The 22,883-nt window shown below is 60.3% G+C and carries 19 protein-coding genes; 9 read left to right on the top strand and 10 right to left on the bottom strand.

Features of this window, described 5'->3' with window-relative positions:
• Window positions 1-2 precede the first annotated feature (2 nt).
• Genes ACR0EK_RS15600 through ACR0EK_RS15585 form a run of 4 tightly spaced genes read right to left on the bottom strand, consistent with a single transcriptional unit; the run spans window position 3 to window position 6,680 of the window.
• Window positions 3-2,045, bottom strand: a complete 2,043-nt coding sequence (locus tag ACR0EK_RS15600) for a hypothetical protein (RefSeq protein WP_480967930.1) — start codon at window positions 2,043-2,045, stop codon at window positions 3-5.
• Window positions 2,042-4,804, bottom strand: coding sequence for a DUF4159 domain-containing protein (locus tag ACR0EK_RS15595; RefSeq protein WP_480967929.1), 2,763 nt, complete (start codon window positions 4,802-4,804; stop codon window positions 2,042-2,044). Before ACR0EK_RS15595 ends, ACR0EK_RS15600 begins: the two co-directional genes overlap by 4 nt.
• On the bottom strand, window positions 4,801-5,676 hold the full coding sequence (locus ACR0EK_RS15590; protein ID WP_267365920.1) for a DUF58 domain-containing protein: 876 nt from the start codon (window positions 5,674-5,676) through the stop codon (window positions 4,801-4,803). The genes ACR0EK_RS15595 and ACR0EK_RS15590 overlap by 4 nt, the downstream gene beginning before the upstream one ends.
• Window positions 5,673-6,680 (bottom strand): AAA family ATPase, encoded by a 1,008-nt coding sequence (locus tag ACR0EK_RS15585; protein WP_267365919.1) that lies wholly within the window; start codon window positions 6,678-6,680, stop codon window positions 5,673-5,675. Before ACR0EK_RS15585 ends, ACR0EK_RS15590 begins: the two co-directional genes overlap by 4 nt.
• Before the next feature lie 64 nt (window positions 6,681-6,744).
• Between ACR0EK_RS15585 and ACR0EK_RS15580 the strand changes: the two genes are divergently transcribed.
• Complete coding sequence (locus ACR0EK_RS15580; protein WP_267365918.1) at window positions 6,745-7,320, top strand: DUF1285 domain-containing protein; 576 nt, start codon at window positions 6,745-6,747, stop codon at window positions 7,318-7,320.
• Here ACR0EK_RS15580 and ACR0EK_RS15575 read toward each other — a convergent pair.
• Entirely contained in the window at window positions 7,303-8,157 is an 855-nt protein-coding gene (locus ACR0EK_RS15575) for a DMT family transporter (RefSeq protein ID WP_480482669.1), read from the bottom strand. The two genes, ACR0EK_RS15580 and ACR0EK_RS15575, sit on opposite strands and share 18 nt — an antisense overlap.
• Window positions 8,158-8,425: 268 nt before the next feature.
• Between ACR0EK_RS15575 and ACR0EK_RS15570 the strand changes: the two genes are divergently transcribed.
• On the top strand, window positions 8,426-9,181 hold the full coding sequence (locus ACR0EK_RS15570) for a hydroxypyruvate isomerase family protein (RefSeq protein WP_480898781.1): 756 nt from the start codon (window positions 8,426-8,428) through the stop codon (window positions 9,179-9,181).
• A 62-nt stretch (window positions 9,182-9,243) separates the two neighbouring features.
• A complete protein-coding gene (locus tag ACR0EK_RS15565) occupies window positions 9,244-9,474 on the top strand; it encodes a DUF2798 domain-containing protein (RefSeq protein WP_480474477.1) in 231 nt (76 codons plus the stop codon).
• 43 nt (window positions 9,475-9,517) lie between these two features.
• On the opposite strand, the gene polA is transcribed toward ACR0EK_RS15565, so the two are convergent.
• Together polA and ACR0EK_RS15555 are read right to left on the bottom strand one after the other, a co-directional pair.
• Window positions 9,518-12,319, bottom strand: a complete 2,802-nt coding sequence (gene polA, locus ACR0EK_RS15560) for a DNA polymerase I (protein ID WP_480898778.1) — start codon at window positions 12,317-12,319, stop codon at window positions 9,518-9,520.
• 126 nt (window positions 12,320-12,445) lie between these two features.
• Entirely contained in the window at window positions 12,446-12,625 is a 180-nt protein-coding gene (locus tag ACR0EK_RS15555; protein ID WP_267364399.1) for a zinc-finger domain-containing protein, read from the bottom strand.
• 87 nt (window positions 12,626-12,712) lie between these two features.
• On the opposite strand from ACR0EK_RS15555, the gene ACR0EK_RS15550 reads away from it, so the two are divergent.
• Window positions 12,713-13,705: an ABC transporter ATP-binding protein gene (locus ACR0EK_RS15550; RefSeq protein WP_267364423.1), complete on the top strand. Its 993-nt coding sequence runs from the start codon at window positions 12,713-12,715 to the stop codon at window positions 13,703-13,705.
• Here ACR0EK_RS15550 and ACR0EK_RS15545 read toward each other — a convergent pair.
• Window positions 13,702-14,166, bottom strand: coding sequence for a DUF1203 domain-containing protein (locus ACR0EK_RS15545; RefSeq protein ID WP_267364402.1), 465 nt, complete (start codon window positions 14,164-14,166; stop codon window positions 13,702-13,704). The two genes, ACR0EK_RS15550 and ACR0EK_RS15545, sit on opposite strands and share 4 nt — an antisense overlap.
• Window positions 14,167-14,276: 110 nt before the next feature.
• Here ACR0EK_RS15545 and ACR0EK_RS15540 point away from each other — a divergent pair, with 110 nt between their 5' ends.
• From ACR0EK_RS15540 to ACR0EK_RS15530, 3 genes are all read left to right on the top strand, one after another.
• On the top strand, window positions 14,277-17,195 hold the full coding sequence (locus ACR0EK_RS15540; protein ID WP_480967928.1) for an error-prone DNA polymerase: 2,919 nt from the start codon (window positions 14,277-14,279) through the stop codon (window positions 17,193-17,195).
• Window positions 17,196-17,243: 48 nt separating this feature from the next.
• Entirely contained in the window at window positions 17,244-17,657 is a 414-nt protein-coding gene (locus ACR0EK_RS15535) for a group III truncated hemoglobin (RefSeq protein ID WP_480898774.1), read from the top strand.
• A 153-nt stretch (window positions 17,658-17,810) separates the two neighbouring features.
• A complete protein-coding gene (locus tag ACR0EK_RS15530) occupies window positions 17,811-18,749 on the top strand; it encodes a DMT family transporter (protein ID WP_480967927.1) in 939 nt (312 codons plus the stop codon).
• Window positions 18,750-18,807: 58 nt separating this feature from the next.
• On the opposite strand, the gene ACR0EK_RS15525 is transcribed toward ACR0EK_RS15530, so the two are convergent.
• Window positions 18,808-19,920, bottom strand: coding sequence for an S-(hydroxymethyl)glutathione dehydrogenase/class III alcohol dehydrogenase (locus ACR0EK_RS15525; protein WP_480506583.1), 1,113 nt, complete (start codon window positions 19,918-19,920; stop codon window positions 18,808-18,810).
• Window positions 19,921-20,050: 130 nt separating this feature from the next.
• Here ACR0EK_RS15525 and ACR0EK_RS15520 point away from each other — a divergent pair, with 130 nt between their 5' ends.
• Window positions 20,051-20,341 (top strand): I78 family peptidase inhibitor, encoded by a 291-nt coding sequence (locus tag ACR0EK_RS15520; RefSeq protein WP_267364411.1) that lies wholly within the window; start codon window positions 20,051-20,053, stop codon window positions 20,339-20,341.
• 66 nt (window positions 20,342-20,407) lie between these two features.
• Window positions 20,408-22,060, top strand: a complete 1,653-nt coding sequence (locus ACR0EK_RS15515) for a DUF6504 family protein (RefSeq protein ID WP_480898768.1) — start codon at window positions 20,408-20,410, stop codon at window positions 22,058-22,060.
• A 3-nt stretch (window positions 22,061-22,063) separates the two neighbouring features.
• On the opposite strand, the gene ACR0EK_RS15510 is transcribed toward ACR0EK_RS15515, so the two are convergent.
• Window positions 22,064-22,789, bottom strand: a complete 726-nt coding sequence (locus tag ACR0EK_RS15510) for an SDR family NAD(P)-dependent oxidoreductase (protein ID WP_480967926.1) — start codon at window positions 22,787-22,789, stop codon at window positions 22,064-22,066.
• Window positions 22,790-22,883: the final 94 nt, after the last annotated feature.

The raw sequence follows: 22,883 nt of genomic DNA, 5'->3' as shown, positions 1-22,883 counted from the left end.
CGTTAACGCCGCCCTTCCCGCAGCCAACCGCCCAGCAAAAAGCCCCCAGCCAGTAGCAAGACAAGCCAGGGCGGCAGCAACCCGGCCTGCGTGACATCCCGCGTCTCATACGCGTTGCGTGGGGTCAAACCGATCCAGCCCCGCCCGGCGGCGGGGCGTCCGGCGCGCACGTTGCGGATCGACGGCAGCCCATCTTCCAGTTGGATCACACCGCCCCGCATCCCGGCCAGCACCGGTTCAAGGACATCACCAGTCGCGATGGTGCGCTCGAACTCCTTCGGTGCAGCAGGGCCAAGGCCGATCACAGCCATGTGGTCGCCTTCCTGCAAACGATAAAGGCCGATCTCGGGGCCGTAATACTGCGCTTCAAACCGACCCGGAGAAACCTCTTTCAAGGTAATCTCCAACGTCTCGCCATTCGGCAAGGTGATTGTTACCGGGCCGACTTCTGTCCCGAGCGTCTGACGAATGATGCGCATGGACTGACCGTTGGCCTCGGCCCACAACGCCTCTTCTTCCAGTTCCGGTTCTTTCATCATCCAATGGGCCAGCCTGCGCAACAGCTCCAGCTGCGGACCTCCTCCTTCGAAGCCACGACTCCAAAGCCAGGCATGGTCAGACGCAAGCATCGCAACGCGCCCTTCGCCGACACGGTTCAGGACAAGCAGCGGACGATCCTCGACCCCGGTCATCAGCACGTCGCCCGAGCGATGTTTCACGTCGATCTGTCGCAACCACGCCCCCCAATCCTCGGATTCTCCAAGGTTGGTCGTGACCGGGTGACGATGCCCCAGATCACTGACCATCGGCACATATCGTTCCTCGATCACCCGCGCGGTTGGCTGAGCAGGCAGAACTGGCGCCAGGGGCGAGCGGAAGATGCTGTCGGCACCGGCGAAATCAGGTCCGGCGGCAACCAGGACCGCGCCGCCTTCGTTGATGTAGCTTGTGACATTGTCCAGATAGATCGCAGGCAGAATCCCGCGCCGCTTGTAGCGGTCAAAGATGATCAGGTCGAAATCGTTGATCTTTTCTAAAAACAACTCACGCGTCGGAAAGGCGATCAGCGACAGCTCGTCCACCGGCACACCATCCTGCTTTTCAGGCGGGCGCAGGATGGTGAAATGCACCAGATCAACAGAACTGTCGGATTTCAACAGGTTACGCCACGTGCGACCACCCGGATGCGGTTCACCCGAGACCAGCAGCACACGCAGGCGGTCCCTTACGCCGTTCATCTGGATCAGGGCCGTGTTGTTGCGATCGGTCAACTCGCCCTCAGCCTGAGGAACGGAAAACTGGATCACGTTGCGCCCGCCATGGGGCAATGTGACGGGCAGTTCGACATCGCGACCGATTGGAATGCTGAACTGCTCGGGCTCGCCCCCATCCACCGAAATTTCCAACGGTGCAGATGTTGCACCTGCGGGGGCAGCTCCGCTGTCTTCGACGCGCAAGGTCAAGGTCACCGATTCACCAATGATGGCGAAAGCAGGGGCGTTTCGGACAATAAGCCTGCGATCCCAGTCGCTTTCCCGCCCGGTTTGCAGCAGGTGCATCGGTGCGGGCAGATCCGGGGCCTGATCGACATCATGCACTATCCCGTCGGACACCACGAGGATACCGGCAATACGCGCACGCGGCTCTTCGGCCAGGGCCTCGTTCAGGGCTGCCATGATCTGCGTGCCCTCATCGCCTTCACCATCGCCAACCCGGATACGGCGCAGTTCTGTATTGTCGCGTGCCTCGATCTCTGCGGCTAGGTCATCTGCGGCCATTGCTGTTTGTTCCGCCCGATCTGAAAGCGTCTGGCTGGCGCTTTCATCCTCGAACATCAGAACGATATCTGTCAGCGGTGCACGATCTTCGATCTGATAGACCGGGCCGGACAGCGCAGCGATGATCACCAGCGCCGCCAACCCACGCAAGGCCCATCCCGACAATCCGCGCCACAAGGCCATCACGACCCCGGCCACGGCAATCATACCCACGACAAGCAGCATCGCCCACGGGATCAGCGGATCGAAGATGACGGTTCCTGTCATTGTCCCAACCTGTCCAGAAGGGCGGGCACGTGAACCTGATCGGATTTGTAGTTCCCCGTCAGCACATGCATCACCAGATTGACACCAAAACGATTGGCCAACTCGCGTTGCCGTTCCCCGGCATAACCGCGCCCGACGGGCAACAGGGCCTGCCCGTGGCGATCCACCGCCCAGGCACCGGCCCAGTCATTGCCGCCGATGACCACCGGCGTCACATTGTCGTTCAGATTGCGGAAAGGCATCCCGTCGATCTGTTCTGCATCCAGCGGCGCGGCTTCAACCCAAACCTCGGTGCCTGAATATCGGCCCGGAAAATCCTGTAACAGGTAGAACGTGCGTGTCAGAACATGATCGCGCGGAATCGGCTCTAATGCAGGTATATTCAGCGGTCCGGCCAGTTGTTGCAGTTTGCGGCCATTTGGGCTGGAGGCACCGAAACCGGCGATATCCGCGTCACGCGTGTCAAACAGGATCATCCCCCCGGACCGCAGATAGGCGTTTAGCTTCACATAAGCCTCGGCCGAAGGTTGCGACTGGCTTGCTGAGATCGGCCAATAAAGCAACGGAAAGAACGCCAGTTCATCCCGTTCCAGATCAACACCAATGGGGTCTGCCGGTTCGACCGATGTGCGATAGAACAGGGTTTGACCAAGTCCCCGCAACCCGGCTTGCGCAATATCATCCACCTGAGCGTCGCCAGTCAGGACATGCGCCAATACCAGTTCGTGGGTCGCAGCCAATGCAAACTCGGTGTCCTCAGGCGTTTGTGCGTGACCTTCGGGGACCAGCAGTAAACCGGCCAGCGCAGCGGCCGTCGTTCGGGCCAAACCCAACCTGCCCGACAAAGCAAGCGATGCAATAACATCGACTGTCAGCAAAATCAGTGCAAGGCTGAGCAACAGACCGCCCAGTGGCGTTTCCGTTCTGACCTCCTGCCCTTTGATCGGCACATTCGCGGGCCAGACAACAGGGCGCAGCTGAGTTTCTTCCGAAACGACGTTCAACGCCAACTTCTGCTTGCCACTTTCATAAAGACCTGGGCGCAGTTCCGGCCCGATCTGGCCCGATATCAGTTCAACCCCGTCGACACCGGCCAGGGTTCCGGCATCTGACAAGGTGCCAAACCCGTCCATGATTTGTACCGGCTCCCATGTTGTTCCCAGTAGCTGAGCCTCTTGCCGGGACTTTGCAGCCGAAGCCACGGCCAGCCGATCCAGCATTTCAACGAACAGGCCCGACAGTGGCAGGCTCGACCATTCTGCATCGGCGGTCACATGGAACAACACCACCTGCCCCAACCCCAACGCCTTACGAGTCACCAAAGGTGTGCCGTCAGACAGTGAGGCAATCACGCGATCCGCCAAGTTAGGGTCTGGTTGTGCCATGACCTGAGTGGAAACGACCACGTCATCAGGGATGTCCAGTCCATAGAAGGGCGAGGTTTCGGGGAATGGTGCCAAGGTCTTGGCCTCACCCCAGCTCATCGCGCCGCCGACAGATCGACCACCGCTGCGCAGCCGTGCAGGCAGCAGGGTGTCTTCGATGTCGCGCCCAAGATCGCTGGCCGCCATGCGCGGGCCGGCAAAGCGCAGCAACAAACCGCCCTGTTCGACCCATTCAATCAGGTCCGCCTTTTCCGGTTCCGACATCTGGGCCACATCGGACAGAACAATGACATCCGGATTGGCGGGCAGAACCTCGGGTAGGCCACCATCGACGAAATCCGCCGTGGGGCTCAGGACCTGAGTCAGATAATGCAGGGGTGACAGCAGCTCCAGACCTTCGCGGTTCAAACTCCCGGCAATCAGCGCGACCTCGCGCCGACGCAGGCTGTCATCGGTCAGGGTCACGGCCCCGGCAGACCTTTGGCCCTGGATTTCGAACCGCGTGATCCGCGCGCGGAGTTCGGATGGCAGCGCCAGATCGACCTGCGCCGAAGCGTTCCCGGCTTCAAGGGTCAGTTCCACTGAATGTAGCACACGCGCCGTTCCGGCCGGGTCGCGCCCTTGTGCCAATACTGTCACACGTTCCTCGGGTCCGGGGCCCGCGCGCTGCACTGTCAATTGGATCAACCCGTCCTGATAAGCGGCTGGCAGGATCGCCATGGGCCGGGACGCCGCCTGAAACACCACCACATCGCCACGAGCCTGCAAGCTGGAGACCAGCGCCGCATGATCTACATAATCCAGCCGGTCGCTGAACCAATGAGTATCAAACCCGCCATCAAATGATTTTAATGCCGCAATGGTCTGTGCGATCTGAGGTTCTGTCGGCTGCCATGGGTTGGGCATCAATCCCGGCAAATGTCCCCGCCAAGCCTCGGCCGCCTGAAAAACGGGTGTTTCCGGTTCGGTCAGGCGCAGGATAGCCACCGTGCGCCCTGCGCGGCCAGCCTCGGTCAGTTGCGCATCGATCTGATCCAGCGTGGCCGACCATCGGGTCGCGCCAGCCCAACTGGCATCCAGCACCATCAGCAGCGGCCCGGACCCGATCTCATCCCGCGACGGGTTCAGAACCGGACCGGCCAGACCTATGATCACCGCCGCAGCTGCCAGCATCCGCAGCAGCAACAGCCACCACGGCGTGCGGTCCGAAACGCTTTCGTCATCCTTCAGGCCCAAGAGCAACGTCACCGCCGGGAACATCCGACGGATCGGCGCCGGCGGCACCGCGCGCAGGATCAGCCACAGGATCGGCAGGGTCAGAAGACCCAGCAGCACCCATGGAGCAGTAAAGCCGATGCCCGCCAGAACCGTCATCGCGTTCCCCCGTCCAGCGCACGATATATCCACAACAGAGCCGCTTGCGCGCTATCGCCCGTGTGATGCAGGCCCATTTGCCAGCCAGTCGCCCGGCAAAGCTGCGTCAGCGCATCCTTACGGTGGGCGAGGCGTTGCAGATAGCGGTCCCGCAGCTCTGCCGCCTTGAGCGTTTCGTGCCGGACGGACCCCCCGACGCTTTCGAAAATCGTACGCCCACGATAAGGAAATGTCTCTTCGCCCGGGTCCAGCACCTGAAGGATTACGCCGCGAACACCACGGTCTGCGGCTTTGGTCAGGGCCAGTTCAACTTCGTCCATTGGACCAAGAAAATCCGAAATGAACACGGCACGGGCATGCGGGATCATGGCGCGATGTTCAGGCGGGGCGTAATCCGTTTGATCATCCTCGGACCAGGCTTGCGCGAGCCGGATGATCTGCGCATTGCCACGCCGGGGTGGCAAGGTCGTGCCTGTCAGGCCAACACGCTCTCCACCGCGGACCAGCAGGATGGACGTTGCCAGTCCCAAAAGCCGGGCGCGATCTGCCTTGGTCGGCAACGATTTGTCGGACGCAAACCGCATCGACGCCCCCTGATCGACCCAAAGCATTACCGATTGCGCGATCTGCCATTCGCGTTCCCGCACATATTGCTGATCTCCACGCGCCGAGCGGCGGTGGTCGATCATCCGGCGACTGTCCCCGATCTGTGCTGGGCGGTATTGCCAGAAATCATCCCCCATGCCAGAGCGCCGCCGTCCATGGTCACCCAGCAGAACGGTGCCCGCCAGATGCTCGGCCCGCGCCAAAAGGGGCGGCAGCCGCGATGCCTCGGCCTCGGATCTTTCGCGAAGGGTCAGCGCGGCATTCACGCTGCCGCCTCGGTCCGGATCAACCCGACAGCAGTCGAGTCGATCAGGTCGGCCAAACTGTCGCCGCGTGCCCGTGCCGCAAAGTTGAGAGCCATCCGGTGACTAAGCACCGGGCGCGCCATATCCAGCACATCCTCGGCATTGGGTGCCAGACGCCCCTGCAACATCGCACGTGCCCGAACCGTCATCATCAGCGCCTGTGCAGCGCGTGGCCCAGGACCCCACGCGACGGTTTCAGCAACCCGTTCGGATACACCCGCTTCTTCTGGGCGGAAGGCCCGCACCAGATCAAGGATCAGTTCGACAACCGAGTCCCCGACCGGCATCCGACGCAGCAAGACCTGCGCAGCCAGCAGTTCTTCCTTGCTGAAAATCTGATGTGCTTCGTCTTCGTCAACACCGGTCGTGGCCAGCAGAATATCCCGCTCGGTCTGGCGGTCGGGGTATTCTACATCGATCTGCACAAGAAACCGGTCCAGCTGCGCTTCGGGCAGGGGATAGGTGCCTTCCTGTTCGATCGGGTTTTGCGTGGCCAGAACGTGGAATGGCACACCAAGGGAACGGTCCTCACCGGCTACTGTCACCGTACGCTCCTGCATCGCCTGCAGCAGCGCAGATTGCGTTCGCGGGCTTGCGCGGTTGATTTCATCCGCCATCAGCAGCTGACAGAAGATCGGGCCTGGAATGAAACGGAAATGGCGGCTGCCATCATCGGCCGTATCCAGCACCTCAGATCCAAGAATATCGGCTGGCATCAGGTCGGGCGTAAACTGAATGCGATTGCCATGCAGCCCCATCACCGTTGACAGGGTTTCAACCAGACGCGTCTTGCCCAAGCCCGGCAGACCGATCAGAAGGGCGTGACCACCGCACAAAAGCGCAGCCAGGGTCAGGTCAACGACCCTTTCCTGCCCGATGAAGCGGCGGGTGATCGAGGCCTTGGCCTCTTGCAGCTTGTTTTCCAGCGCTTCGATCTCGGCTACGAGGTCGGCAGGTTCGTTCATGACTTTCCCTTCCGTGGACGAATATGATTGAAGTGTATCGCGCTGAGAGGAAATGGCAAAAGCAATGAGCGGACAAAAACCTGTGAAACCCTCGCCCGACGGATTGGCCGCATCGGTAAAAGCCGCCAAAACCCGGGGTTTACCGCCCGTTCACCTGTGGAATCCTCCGTTTTGTGGCGATCTGGACATCCGTGTCGCAAAAGATGGTACATGGAGTTATTTAGGCTCGCCCATCAATCGGTTCGAGCTTGTGAAGCTTTTTTCCTCAATTCTTAAGAAAGAAGACGGGAAATACTATCTGGTCACGCCGGTTGAAAAGGTGGGAATCACTGTCGAGGACGCGCCGTTCATCGCCGTGGATTTCGAGCAAACCGGCGAAGGTCGGACGCAAGACCTGACCTTTCGCACACAAGTGGACGACATCGCTGTTGCAGGGCCCGCGCATCCAATCCGGATTGTAATCGATCCTGAAACAGAAGAACCGTCACCCTACATACTGATCCGCACGAACCTCGAAGCGCGCATAGATCGCAAAAGCTTCTATCGCCTTGTCGAGATTGGCGGCCACCATGAGGGCTGGTTTGGTGTCTGGTCAGGTGGGCAATTCTTCCCGCTGATCCCTTCAGCCGATCTTGGCTGACCGTGGAGCGCGATCCTGGGCCAGCACGACGGCCAAGGCGACTACGCCCGCGCCCAGCGCACGGGTCCAGTTCCAGTCTTCCCCCAGCATCAGCATGATCAGCATCACGTAAAACGGGGCGATATTGATGTGAAACGAAGCCAGCGCCACGCCCAGCTTTCCCACGGCCGAGATGAACAACACTTGGCTGAGCCCCAGTGATATCAAGGCATAGATCCCAAGCATCCCCCATTGCTGCCCATCAATGGCGGCGGTTGGCAGCACATCCATGCCCAGCTGGGCCGCCCCAAAACTCAGCACTGCGGCCATGAGCAACCCACCGACGAAAGTAATTGTACAGCGCCCGATCTGACTGAGTTCGGGGAAGTCGCGCGCAGTGGCCATGCTACCCCAGCAAAACAGGCCCGTTGCAAGGATCGCCAGAACCGCGCCCAGCCCCAGCTGTTCGGGCGCGGCGGTGCTGGTTGCAATCAGCCCACCCAGAACCGACACCAGAACACCCAACGCAAAGGTCCACTTCAGCCGTCGGGTTCCTGCCATCAGCTCCAGTACCGTTGCCAGCAAAGGCGCGCAGGATGCAATGATCGCGACTGTCACCGGGTCCGTCATTTTCTGCGCAACGATCAGCAGAAACATGGCAAAGCCAAAACCAAAGCCGCCGACAACCATCGCCCGACCCCATCTTGCGCGTAACACTCTGCTGGGGCCATCCAGCAGGATCCAGACCGGTATCAGAACGGCAATCGCCAGCGCCAGGCGCGCGGTCAGCAATGCAACAGGGGGCCAGGTTTGCAGCAAAACTTCCGCCGCCGGGAACCCCGCTGCCCAGGTAATCATGGAGGCAACCGCCAGCCCATTCCCTGACAACGCAGGGTTTCGGCCACCAGACATAGCGGTAGTTGCCCCGCGTACGGGTTCCGGGCTCATCGCCATTGGATTCGGACCTTTTGTTAAGACGGCACCCGTAATGACGCGCCGTGCTGAGCGGACCCTTGCTGATTCGGTGCAAGCGATCTGGTCGATTTTCGACAATCTGTCGTTTTCGATCCCTTCCCCGAAAATCATCCCTTGGTTATGGTCGGATCAACACAACCACTGACCGCTCATGCCCAGATTTGCTGCCAACCTTTCACTGCTATTTACCGAAATGCCTTACCTGGAGCGATTTCAGGCTGCGTCAGATGCTGGGTTCACAGCGGTCGAGGTCTTGTTTCCTTACGACATCGCCGCGACGGAAACCCGCCGTGCCTTGCTTGCCAACGGGTTGGAGCTTGTGCTGATCAACGCGCCACCGCCCAACTACACCGGCGGTGCGCCGGGTTACGCCGCGATCCCCGACGGTCAATCGCGGTTCCAGTCGGATATCCGCCGTGTCCTGCGATATGCCGGGGTGCTGCGCCCCGGCCTGATCCACGTCATGTCCGGATACGCCACCGGAACGGATGCATTGAATTGTTTTGTGCAAAACCTGCAATGGGCCGCCGATTTCGCCCCCCAGCAAAAATTCACCATCGAACCGCTCAACCCGGTTTCACAGCCCGGTTATTTTTTGAACGATTACGATCTGGCAGCAGATGTGCTCAACCAGGTGGATCGCCCGAATGTCGGCCTGCAATTTGACAGCTTTCACGCTCATATGATTCATGGCGACGCGCTGGCTGTCTGGGACCGCTTTCATCCGCAGGTGGTCCATGCCCAAGTTGGCGCAGCCCCGGATCGCACGGAACCGGGTCGTGGACCAACGGATTTCAAGGCCTTGTTCTCGGCCATGGACGCGGTAGGTTATAGCGGCTGGGTCAGCGCGGAATACACACCCACAACACAACGCACCTGCGACACACTTGACTGGATGCGGGACTGACACTGGTAATTTTCATTCAGATACCGCACATCAGCGGCATTGTGACCATTAGGATGCCTGCCATGATACCAGCCCGCTATGCCCGTGCCGTTTTCAGCCTGATCATGTCCGGCCTCATGTCCTTGATTGTAACAGGGATCGCGACGGTCAAAGCGATTGGGTTTAACCCTGGAACAGTTGGCGACTGGATGGCGTCCTGGGCTTTTTGCTGGCCCATCGCCTTCACCGTAATCCTGCTGTTTGGCCCTTCTGTGCAACGAATGGTGAACCGCATGGTAAGGCCGCAGGGCTGACCCGATGCATGCACAGCCCGCCGAGGCCTGATGAACAACGCCGCTAGTGCGCCTCGGCCCAGTTCGCCCCCTTCCCGGCATCCACGACCAGCTTCACATCCAGTTTGACCGCAGGATCCGAGGCGCCCTCCATCACGTCTCGGGCCACGTCGATCACCTGATCCACCGCATCTTTGGCCACTTCGAACAGCAACTCGTCGTGAACCTGCAACAGCATCCTGGCAGGCAACCCGTTGATCGCATCGGGCATTCGCACCATAGCGCGCCGGATCACATCCGCCGCCGTACCTTGAATTGGCGCATTGATCGCTGCGCGGCGCGAGAACCCGGCATGTGGCCCTTTGGCATTGATCTCGGGCGTGTGAATCTTGCGCCCGAACAGGGTTTGCACATAGCCGTGCTCTTTCGCGAATTCGACTGTGTCGTCCATATAACGGCGAATGCCTGGGAAACGTTCGAAATAACGATCAATAAAGCCCTGCGCCTCGGCCCGCGGAATGCGCAGGTTTCGGGCCAGACCAAAGCCCGAGATGCCGTAGATCACGCCGAAGTTGATTGCCTTTGCCTGACGGCGGATATCAGGCGTCATCTCATCCAACGGCACATCAAACATCTCGGACGCGGTCATGGCGTGAATATCCAAACCGTCCGAAAACGCCTGTTTCAGAGCCGAAATATCGGCGATATGGGCCAGAATCCGCAACTCGATCTGGCTGTAGTCGAGGCTTACCAACACATTGCCCGGCTCGGCGATGAAAGCCTCACGAATACGCCGCCCTTCTTCTGTCCGCACCGGAATGTTTTGCAGGTTCGGATCGGTCGAGGCCAGACGCCCTGTATTTGCTCCGGTGATCGAATAAGACGTATGCACCCGACGTGTGTCGGGGTTGATATGGGTCTGCAGCGCGTCGGTATAGGTCGATTTCAGCTTGCTCAGCTGCCGCCAGTCCAGAACGCGGCGCGGCAGTTCATGCTCGGTTGCGAGGTCTTCCAGAATATCAGCGCCGGTCGAGTATTTGCCGGTCTTGCCTTTCTTGCCACCTTCCAGACCCATTTTGTCGAACAGAATTTCGCCCAGCTGAGCAGGCGATCCGACATTAAAGCTTCCCCCGGCCAGCTCGTGAATTTCAGCCTCTAATCCGGCCATTTTCTGGGCAAATGCGTTGGACATCCGGCTCAGGACATCACGGTCGACCTTGATGCCATGCATCTCCATCTCGGCCAGCACCGGCACAAGCGGCCGTTCCAGCGTCTCATAGACCGTGGTCACCTGCGCCCGGTGTAATTGCGGCTTGAACAGCTGCCACAAACGCAAGGTGATGTCCGCATCTTCGGCGGCATAAGCCGTGGCCTCGTCAATCGCGACCTTGTCGAAGGTAATTGCCGATTTTCCCGACCCCAGCAGCGGTTTGATCGGGATTGGTGTGTGGCCCAGATAACGCTCGGACAGGGTGTCCATCCCATGCCCATGCTCACCGCCATGCATGGCGTAGGACATCAGCATCGTATCGTCGATGGGTGACACGTCGATGCCATACCGCCTGAAGATCTTAGCATCATATTTCATGTTCTGCCCGATCTTGAGGACCGACGGATCCTCGAGCACCGGTTTCAAAAGCCTCAGGGCTTCATCCAATGGCATCTGCCCATCGGCCAAGGCATCCGATCCAAACAGATCATCCGCTGATCCATCGCGGTGGGTCAACGGGATGTAACAGGCTTCTCCGGCCTCGACGCACAGCGAAATACCCACCAGACCGGCAATCATCTCGTTCAGACCCGTGGTCTCTGTGTCTACAGCCACCCAACCACGCTCATAGGCCTGGTCAATCCACTTTTGCAGGACCGCTGCATCACGTACGCATTCGTATTTCGAACTGTCAAACGGGATCACCTCGGCCTCGACCTCTGCCACCGCTGGCGCAGGCGCGTCGGCAATCACCGGAGCCTCAACCCCCAGCTTGTCAGCGATGCGCTTGGTGAGGGTGCGGAACTCCATCTCCGCTAGAAACGCCAACAGCGTGTCTGCATCGGGGTCCCTCACCTCAAGGTCGTCCAAGGTGAAATCCAGCGGAGTATTCTCGTCCAGTTGAACTAGTTTCTTCGAAAGCTCGATCTGGTCTCGCATTTCGATCAGGGTCTGGCGGCGTTTGGGCTGCTTGATCTCATCTGCCCGGTCCAGCAGGGTCTCTAGGTCGCCGAATTCGTTGATCAGCAAAGCCGCCGTCTTGACCCCGATCCCCGGCGCGCCAGGAACATTGTCGACGCTATCACCGGCCAACGCCTGAACATCGACCACACGTTCCGGTCCGACCCCGAACTTCTCGACAACGCCATCCCGGTCAATGCGTTTGTTCTTCATCGCATCCAGCATTTCGACGCCGTCCCCGACCAACTGCATCAAGTCCTTGTCGGAACTCACGATGGTCACACGGCCACCCGCATCTCGTGCCTGAACAGCGAGGGTCGCGATAATGTCGTCAGCCTCATAGCCCTCCATCTCCTTGCAGGCGATGTTGAACGCTTTTGTCGCCTCGCGGGTCAGCGGCATCTGTGGGCGCAAATCCTCGGGCATCGCCTCGCGGTTGGCCTTGTAGAGGTCATAAAGATCGTTCCGGAAAGTATGGGAACCCTTATCAAAGATTACCGCCACATGGGTCGGCGCATCTGCCCCGGTGTTTCCCTCGACATATTTCTGCAGCATGTTGCAAAAGCCCGAAACAGCCCCAATCGGCAACCCATCCGACTTGCGGGTCAGTGGCGGCAGCGCATGATAAGCCCGGAAAATAAAGGCCGATCCGTCAATCAGATGCAGGTGACACCCTTTTCCGAAATTCGTGGTCATTTCGCGCCCTCTCTGATCGTTTGCGAGAACACTAATGCCACGGGCGCAACGATAGAGCCACCCGCACCGCAGCCGCAAACTTCATCTTTTCATAAATACTCAATGCCCGCACAGGGCAACACAAGCTCAGGCGTCAGTCTGATGCCCGGCCAGAACATATTTGCAGTCGCAATAGGGGCATTCGACCCAGCCTGCGTCTTCTGGAATTTGCAGCCACACGCGCGGATGACCCAACGCACCTTCGCCGCCATCACAGGCAACACGGGCGGTTTCGACGATCTTTGTTTCCGGCGCTTCGATGGTCACGGCTGGCGGTCCTTCTTCGGTTGTCGGCCACGCGGGCATGTATTAGGTGCGTTTATGAGCGATGATCAAACCGGGGGCAAGTGCCACATGTGCGACGCGGCAATCAGGATCGAAGGGCTGCGCAAAACCTATCGCGGTGGCAAGGGTCAGCCCGAAAAGCATGCGCTGAAAGGCATTGACCTGACCGTCCCGCGCGGCTCGGTTTTCGGTCTGCTGGGCCCGAATGGTGCCGGAAAATCGACCCTGATCAATATTCTGGCTGGTCTGGTGGTAAAATCGGCGGGTCGCGTGGTGATCTGGGGCTTCGATCAGGATCAGAATCCACGCCAGTCGCGATCGGCCATTGGTGTAATGCCACAAGAGCTCAACCTCGACCCGTTTTTTACCCCACGCGGCGCGCTTGAGGTTCAGGCCGGCCTCTATGGCGTTCCGAAGTCCGAGCGGCGCAGTGATCAGATTCTTGAACTGGTCGGTCTCAGCGACAAGGCCGAGGCCTATGCCCGCACTCTTTCGGGCGGTATGCGGCGGCGGTTGCTGCTGGCCAAGGCACTGGTGCATCACCCGAAAATCCTTGTGCTTGATGAGCCCACAGCAGGTGTGGATATCGAACTGCGCCAGATGCTCTGGGCCAATGTGCGCAAGCTGAACGAACAGGGCATGACCATCATCCTGACCACCCACTACCTGGAAGAAGCACAGGAGATGTGCGACGAGATCGCCATTATCAACCACGGTGAAAAGGTCGCGCAGGACAGCACCGCCAACCTGCTGGGCCGCATGGACAGCCGCACCATGGTGATTGTGCCCGACAGCCCGATCACTGATCTGCCTGCGTCAGAAGGCGTCGAGGCAGCTCTCCGCGATGATGGCAGCCTTGTCCTGCAATACCGAAACATCCAGACCAGCGCCGAACAGGTTCTGGAATCGGTGCGCGCCGCGAATATCCGCATCCGCGACGTCCGCACCGAAGAGGCCGATCTTGAGGATGTATTCCTTGCCCTGACCTCGTCCCGTACCGAAGATCATCCGGCGGATGATCAGGATCAGCCACGCCGGGGCATCCACCGCGTCAAGCTTTAAGCCCGGTCTATTCGCGCCTGATAGCAGTTATTCCGCGCAGATCGCACGTGAATATAGGCAACGTCGGATCGGGAAAAGATATCCCTGACTTTTGCGCCGATCTGATCCGTCGGCGTGATCGCCCCAGTGCCATAGACGATCCTGTCATCCGTACCGTAGCCCTTGATCAGATAGTCGGGCGAGGTGGTCAGAATTTCGGGCAGCGCGTCTTCCTCGTACCGATCACATGGTGTTGCACACAAAAAGATCGGGCCGGTTTCCGCATAGGGATGTGTCTTTGAAAAAGGCCGATGTGCCAATATCAGCATCTCATCGCCCTCGGGGATATGTCGCAGGCAGTGGCGGCACGGGTTACCTGCACCCGTCGAAACAGCACGTTCCGGCGTTGAACCATATGCATCCGCGCCACCTGCCTGAAGGGCGCGTACATCGTTGGTGGGCAAAGCGGTGATTTTGAACATCTCGGATCTCCTTTTTTGCTGACCATGCCCGTGCGACCGGACCCAATCGACCCGTTTCCTGCGCAAAGGACTCGAAAAAGAACAAAACGTGAATATAATGTGGAATCGCCATGTATGCCGAGCTGTCGATCACGTCGAATTTTACCTTCCTCACCGGGGCGTCGCACCCCGAGGAGTATATGGAGCGTGCCGTCACCCTGGGCCTACCCGCCATTGCGATTGCCGATGACAACTCGGTCGCCGGGATCGTCCGCGCCCACACTCAGGCGCGCGAGCTCGCCCGCAAGGTCCGCGAACGGCTGGCGTGGGAGGCGCAGAATACCTCAATCGGGCCACCCTGCCCCGATCATATCCCCAAGCCGCCCTCCTATCCCATCCACGCGGTTCCCCGCCTGATCCCGGCGGCGCGACTGATCTTCACCAATGCGCCCATGGTTACCGCTCTGCCCCTGAACCGGCAGGGCTGGGCCAACCTGTGCCGCATCCTCTCCAAAGGCCGCCTGCGCGCCGATAAGGGCGACTGCATCCTGCACCTGTCTGACCTGCTCGAATTTTCCGATGGCCTCCACCTGCTGCTGTGGCCACAGGCGGCGGGCTCTCCGGGCGGCGCGGGCGCGTGGCGGACACAGGCGCAGCAGCTGACGCGCCGCTTTGCCGGGCGGATGCATCTGTTGATGCACCCCCGGTATGATGGCGCCGATAGCGCATTTTTCTCTTTATTAGAGACTGAAGCAAAACAGCTTGGCATCCTAACGCTCGCCAGCGCGACACCGATGATGCACCACGGCACCCGCCGCAAACTGGGCGATGTGCTGACTGCCATCCGCCTGCGTCGCAAAGTGGATGCATTGGGTCGGGACGCTTTGGCCAATGGTGAACAGCGCCTGCGCTCCGAGGCCGAGATGCTACGCATCTTCAAAGGTCATGAGGGGGCCGTTGCCCGCGCTTATGCGCTCAGCGAACAACTCACGTTCTCGCTGGACGAGCTGCGTTATGAATACCCCAACGAGGGCAGCACACAAGAAACCCCGACCCAGCGCCTGCACCGTCTGGCGCATGAGGGGTTGAAATGGCGTTATCCCGCCGGGGCGTCCGAAAAGGCGAAAAAAATGCTGGCGCATGAGCTGACGCTGATCGGCAAGCTGAAATACGAACCCTACTTCCTGACCGTCCGCGATATCGTCCATTTCGCCCGGTCGCGCAGCATCCTCTGCCAGGGGCGCGGATCGGCTGCCAACTCGGTCGTCTGTTTCTGCCTCGGCATCACCGAGGTCAGCCCCGAGATGGGCACCATGGTGTTTGAACGCTTCGTCTCCGAGGCGCGCGATGAACCGCCAGACATAGACGTCGATTTCGAACATGAACGCCGCGAAGAGGTGATCCAGCACATCTATGACCGCTATGGCCGCGAACGCGCGGGCCTCTGCGCCACGGTGGTCCATTACCGCGGCAAACGCGCCATCCGCGAGGTTGGACGCGCCATGGGTCTGACCGAAGATACGATCTCGGCGCTTTCCTCACAGCTTTGGGGCTTTTTCTCGGCCTCGGGGCTTGAGGCGCAACGGATGCGCGAAATTGGCCTCGACCCCGAAGATCGGCGCCTGAAACAGACTCTAATTCTGGTTTATGAGATCGACGGCTTTCCCCGCCACCTCTCGCAGCATGTGGGAGGATTCATCATCACCGAGGGTCGGCTGGATGAGCTTGTCCCCATCGAAAACGCCACGATGGAGGGCCGCACGGTCATCTGCTGGGACAAGGACGATATCGACAGCCTTGGCATCCTCAAGGTCGATGTCCTCAGCCTCGGGATGCTCACCTGCATCCGCAAGGCGTTTGACCTGATCGGCCAGCATCATCAGACCAGCTACACCCTTGCCACCCTGCCGCCCGAGGATCCGGTGGTCTATGACATGCTCTGCAAGGCGGACAGCATCGGCGTGTTTCAGGTGGAATCACGTGCACAGATGAACTTCCTGCCCCGGATGCGGCCGCGTAATTTCTATGATCTGGTGATCGAGGTTGCCATCATCCGCCCCGGCCCCATTCAGGGCGACATGGTCCACCCTTATATCCGCCGCCGGAACGGAGAGGAGGAGGTCAGCTTCCCCTCGGACGCGCTGGGCGAGGTATTGGGCAAAACGCTGGGCGTGCCGTTGTTTCAGGAACAGGCGATGCAGATCGCCATTGTCGGTGCGGGGTTCACCCCGGAACAGGCCGATCGGCTGCGCCGCTCGCTGGCAACCTTCAAGAAACATGGCAACGTCAGCGAATTCCGCGCGCTCTTTTTGCGCGGGATGAAACGCAACGGGTATGAGGATGACTTCGCCGAGCGCTGTTTTTCGCAGATCGAAGGCTTCGGGTCTTATGGCTTCCCCGAAAGCCACGCGGCCAGCTTTGCGCTGCTGGTCTATGCCTCGGCCTGGATCAAATGCCACCATCCGGGCATCTTCGCCTGCGCCCTGCTGAACTCGCAGCCGATGGGGTTCTACGCGCCGGCGCAAATCGTGCGGGATGCGCGCGAACATGGCGTTCAGGTGCGCCCGGTCTGCATCAATGCCAGCTTCTGGGACAACGTGATGGAGCCCGACGGCCATGGCGGGCTGGCGCTGCGGCTGGGCTTTCGCCAGATCAAGGGCCTGAGCGAGGAGGATGCCAGCTGGCTGACCGCCGCACGCGGCAACGGCTACCATCAGGTCGATGATGTCTGGCGCCGCGCAGGCCTTGGGCCATCGGTGATCGAACGGCTGGCCGAGGCTGATGCCTTCGCCGCTTGCGATCTGACCCGGCGCGAGGCGCTGTGGCAGGCCAAGGCAATTGCCACCGCCAAACCTCTGCCACTGTTCTCGCAGGACTTGGAGGGCGAGGCGCTGGATGAACCCAAGGCTTACCTGCCACAGATGACGCTGGGCGAGCAGGTGGTCGAAGATTACGTCGCCACCCGCCTCAGCCTGCGGGCGCACCCGGTGGCCCTGCTGCGGCATCTGCTGACACCGGATGGGCGCGACAATACCACCTCTGTTCCGTAACGCCGGAACACCCTATCTGCCAAAAACAGAGTCGAAATTCAGGCCGTCATGACCAGACCCATCCTTCCCCCGCGCTTTCCCGCGACGCCCGAGCAGATCAACGCGCAAGTTCGCGCCTTTTATGCCCGTGTCCGGCAAGACGCGGTTCTTGGGCCCGTATTTGCCAATCACGTCACCGACTGGCCCATGCATGAGGACAAGATCGCCGCCTTCTGGCGCAATGCCATCCTGTATGAGCGCTGCTATGACGGCAATCCGCAACGGGTCCATGTCGAACGGCCCGATGTGAAACCGGAATTTTTTGCCCATTGGCTGGATCTGTTCGAAGAGGTTGCCACCCGAACGCTGCCCGCTGAAACGGCCACCCCGTGGGTCGCCTTGGCCCGCCGCATCGGTGTCGGCATGAAGGCAGGTGTCCAATCCGCACGACAGCCCAAAGACGCGCCGCCGATCCTGCGATGATCCCAGATCATGGCGGCCATGCGATGTTAGCGGTAAAATAAGGACTATTCGCGCCCTCGGAATAGGGTTAAGCAGCACTACGGACAGCCGGGAACCCTGCCTGCGCTGCTATGATGTATCGTCACCATACCAACATAGGCCGAGGCCGGATCGATGAGCGCACAAAATAACACCCTGCGGGGGCTTGGCTATGCATTTCTGGGCTTTGCCGTCTTTGCCAGCCACGACGCGCTGATCAAGGTGCTGGGCGGCACCTATTCAGTGATGCAGATCATCTTTTTCGCCACGCTGTTTTCGTTCGTTCCAATGTCCGTCACGATCCTGGCCGACCGCACGACGGGAAATTTTCTGCCGCATCATCCATGGCTGGTTTTGCTGCGCTCGGGCCTGATGGTAACGGCTATGTCCTGCGCGTTTTACGCGTTTTCGGTTCTGCCACTGGCCGAGGTCTATTCCCTGCTGTTCTCATTCCCGCTGATCGTCACGGTACTGTCGATCCCGATACTGGGTGAAGTGGTCCGCGTACAGCGCTGGGCTGCGGTTGGTGTCGGCCTGATCGGCGTCCTGATCGTTCTGCGCCCCGGTGCAACGGATATCACACTGGGCCACATGGCCGCCCTGATGGCCGCCTTCTGCAGCGCCTTTGCCTCGGTCCTGGTGCGCAAGATCGGGAATGAGGAGCGCTCGGCCGTGCTGATCCTCTATCCGATGTTGCTGGCTATCGTTGTGATGAGCCTTGCCCAACCGGCTGTATATCTGCCGCCGTCCCTGCTGCATCTGGCGATGATGGCGCTGGTTGGGGTGTTCTCGGTCATCGCGCAACACCTGATCATTCTGGCCTACCGCGCCGCACCCGCCGGTGTCGTCGCCCCCAGCCAGTACAGCCAGATCATCTGGGCGACGCTGTTTGGCATGATCTTCTTCGACGAGCGCCCTGACATCTGGGTCGCCGTCGGTGCCAGCATCATCATCGCATCCGGTGTCTATGTTGTTTGGCGAGAAAGCCGGGCCAACACCACCTCGGTCAACACCCCGGTTCTGCGGGTTCGTTCACCCCGGGCAGACACAGGGGCAACACGGCCTGGAAAGTAGGTCTAAAAAACGGCGCGCCGATCAGCGCGCCGTGGTTAGAAAACTGTGGATTTTACTCTTAGTAGATAACCACCGAACGGATACTTTCGCCCTTATGCATCAGGTCAAAGCCGTGGTTGATGTCGTCCAGACCCATGGTGTGGGTGATCATCGGGTCGATCTCGATTTTGCCTTCCATGTACCAGTCGACGATCTTGGGCACATCCGTGCGCCCACGTGCGCCGCCGAACGCGGTACCGCGCCATGAACGACCGGTAACCAGCTGGAATGGCCGGGTCGAGATTTCGGCCCCTGCAGGTGCCACGCCGATGATGATGGATTCGCCCCAGCCCTTATGCGCCGATTCAAGTGCTGCGCGCATCACGCCGACATTGCCTGTGGCGTCAAACGTATAATCCGCACCGCCCTTGGTCAGGTTGACGAGATACGGCACCAGATCGCCTTCAACCTCGGACGGGTTCACGAAGTCGGTCATGCCGAACCTGGTGGCCATTTCCACTTTGGAGGGGTTCAGGTCGACGCCGACGATCTGGTCTGCTCCGGCCAGACGCAGACCCTGAATGACGTTCAGGCCGATACCGCCCAGACCAAACACGATTGCGCGGCTGCCGATTTCCACCTTGGCGGTGTTGATGACCGCGCCGATACCGGTCGTGACACCACAGCCGATATAGCAGATCTTGTCGAACGGCGCGTCCTCGCGCACCTTGGCCAGGGCGATTTCAGGCAGAACTGTGTGGTTCGAGAAGGTCGAGCAGCCCATGTAGTGCAGGATCGGATCGCCATCCAAGGTCGAGAAACGAGAGGTGCCATCGGGCATCAGACCCTTGCCCTGGGTTTCCCGGATCGCCTGACACAGGTTGGTCTTGGGGTGCAGACAGTATTCACACTCGCGACATTCCGGCGTGTAAAGCGGGATCACATGATCGCCCGACTTCAGGCTGGTTACGCCCGGACCCACTTCAACCACCACGCCTGCGCCTTCATGGCCCAGAATGGCCGGGAACAAGCCTTCGGGGTCGGCACCCGACAGGGTGAATTCGTCGGTATGACAGATACCGGTGGCCTTGATCTCGACCAGAACCTCGCCCGCCTTGGGGCCTTCGAGGTTCACATCCATCACTTCCAAAGGTTTGCCTGCCTGAATGGCGACGGCGGCACGGGTACGCATGCTACTTATCTCCCTGTCACTTTTGCCCCGACCCTGCGTCAATTACAGGGTGTTTTCAACCGTGCTTTCATGGCAGGTTGGCTAATTAATTGATATTGCAGAAACGACATTGCCAGAATGAGGAACGCCAATGCACCGATTTTTCCCGATCCTGTTCTTTCTGGCGGCCTGTGCTGAAACCCCGCCCGCGCCCGAAGACGCTTTGCTGCCGCCGGAACCTGCCCCGGTCGATCTGGCCTTTTGTCAGGGAGAAGATTTTTCCGATACCGTTGGCCAGCCGGTTTCGAACATTCAGGCAAACCTGCCCGCACGGTCGCGCGTGCTGGGCCCGGATGGCATCGCCACACAGGATTACCGCATCGACCGGCTGAACGTGTACGTGAATGGCGACGGGATCATCCTGCGGCTGACCTGCGGATAAGGGCGGACTCGACTCAGGCATCGATTCTCATTTAAGAACAAAGTAAGAACATTGTGATGCCTGCAAATGCCCAAACGCCGAATACTTTCGCTATGGTTCCCCCGTCTGGGGGCTGAACGGCTGATCCGCGCTGCGCGGGGGCTGCATACCGGGCCTTTGGCCATCGTGGCCGAACAGTCGAACATGCAGGTTATTACCTCGGTGAATGCCGATGCGCAGGCTGCCGGGCTGCGTATCGGCCAGCCGGTGCGGGATGCTCATGCCATGTGTGCCAACCTGATCACGCGGCACCGTAACGCCCCGGCCGAAGCCGCGTTCCTGGCCGCGTTGCGTCGCTGGGCGGGAAAGTTCAGCCCATGGGTGGCCGAAGAGGCCCCGGACGGGCTGATCGTCGATCTGTCAGGTTGCGCCCATCTGTTTGGCGGAGAGGAGGCGTTGCTGAACGTTCTTGAAACCGACTGCGCGGATATGGGTCTCAGCGTACAAATGGGTATCGCCGACACGCTGGGCGCAGCCTGGGCTTTGGCGCGCTATGCGGGGCAGGCGGCCACATCCGACCGCAATGGCGACGCCATCAGTCAGGAGGCCCGTGCCACCCGCGCCCGGGCGGGCAAACGGCGGCACTGGACCAAAGGCGGCACCGCGCCGCAAGTGAGGGCCCTGGGTGGAGGCGCGCGGATCGCACCGCCGGGTCAATCTTATGGCGCACTCAGCCCCCTGCCTATCGCCGCGCTGCGATTGGAAGATCAGGTTGTCGTGCAGCTGAACCGTCTGGGCCTGCGCCGCATCGGCGATCTGCTGGGTCAACCCCGCGCCAGCCTTGCGCGGAGGTTTGGACGCGGGCTGGTTCTGCGGTTGGATCAGGCCATGGGCAGCGCGCCCGAGCCTGTCTCGCCCGCCCGCCCGCCGCACCATTTCGCGGTGCGGATGACCCTGCCCAACCCGATTGGTCTGGTTGAGGATGTCATGGCTGCGGTTGATCGGGTTCTGCCAACGCTTTGCACCAAGCTGGAAGAAAAGGGGCGCGGTGCCCGCACCCTGCGGCTGGAGGCGCACCGCGCCGATCAGGCAGCTGAGGTTATCGAGGTCGGCCTGGCCCGCCCAACTTACGATAAATACCGCATTCGCCCTTTGTTAGAGATGAAAGTTGACAAGATCGACGCAGGCTACGGCATCGACATGCTGCGGCTTGAGGCGGTTCAGACAGAACCCATCCACGCCCGTACCGTGGCCGGCCATGCCGAAGCCCGCCGTGTGGCCCGCAACCGGCTGGCGGGCAACACCGCCGTGGATGATCTGATCGGCAAGCTGGGCGCGCGGGTGGGGCTTGAGGCGATCACCCGGCGCCATCCCGCGGCCTCGCACATCCCTGAGAAAACGGCGCAAACGCTGGCGGCGGCATGGTCGGAACCTGCCCGCGACTGGCCTGCGCCGCCACGCCCCCGCCCCCTGCTGATGTGGCAGCCTGAGCCGGTGATGGCACCGGAAACCCCTGACGTGCCCAGCGCCTTTCGCTGGCGCGGGCGTAACTGGCAGCTGGCGCAGGCCACCGGCCCGGAACGGATCGCACCGGAATGGTGGCTGGATGACCCGAACTGGCGCAGCGGCGTGCGGGACTACTGGGTTGTGGTGACACAGCAGGGCGAGCGGTTGTGGCTGTTTTACGGCCATGGCGGAACCATGTCTGCAGGCTGGTTCTGTCACGGGCAGTTTGGTTAGGGTCTATTTCCCTCGGTACACCAACAGATCCGGCAGATAGTCAATCAGACGGATAAACCACGAGAATGGTGCAGGAAAATCCGTACGGAAACGGCGCCGCGACATCGCCTTGACCACACGACCCGCCGCATCCTCGGGGCTCATCAGCATGGGCATCCTGAAGCTGTTTTTCTCAGTCAGTCGGGTCTTGATGAAGCCGGGATTAATGATCCGCACGGTCACGCCGGTGCCCGCCAGATCGTGGCGCATCGTTTCCGCCAGAGAAATCAGTGCCGCCTTGCTGGCCCCATATCCGATGGCCGCTGGCAACCCGTGATAGCCCGCGAGCGACCCGATCAGCGTAATATCCCCCCGACCTGCCTTGACAAGGTCCGGAACGGTTTCACCCAACACACGCAAAGCACCCAGATAGTTCACATCACCCATCCTGAGCGACGCTTCTGTATCCCAATCCGCCGAGCGCACGGGGTCATACGCGCCGGCATTGTAAACCAGCCCATCGACCAGACCCGCCTCGGCCACAGCCCCGCGAACAGAGTCTAAATCGGTGACATCGCACCGGATCGCGCGGGCATTGGGAAGCTCGGAGCAGATGTCAGCCAAACGTTCAGAACTACGCGCCGACAAGATCAAATGCGCGCCCCTGTCGCTTAGCGCCTTAGCCAAAGCACGACCCAAACCTTCGCTTGCGCCGATGATCCAATAGGTTTTTCCGTCAAAGCTGCTCATGCGCGGGCCGATTCAGTCATGTTTCATATTCTACGGGCCCGTGACGTAGTTGGATCAAATGCGATCGCGCTTCTGACAAAACTTCCAACCGGAT

This window comes from Ruegeria sp. AE4 (assembly GCF_056542185.1).
Note: the sequence above shows the minus strand (reverse complement) of the source record. Positions and strands in the feature narration are given on the sequence as shown.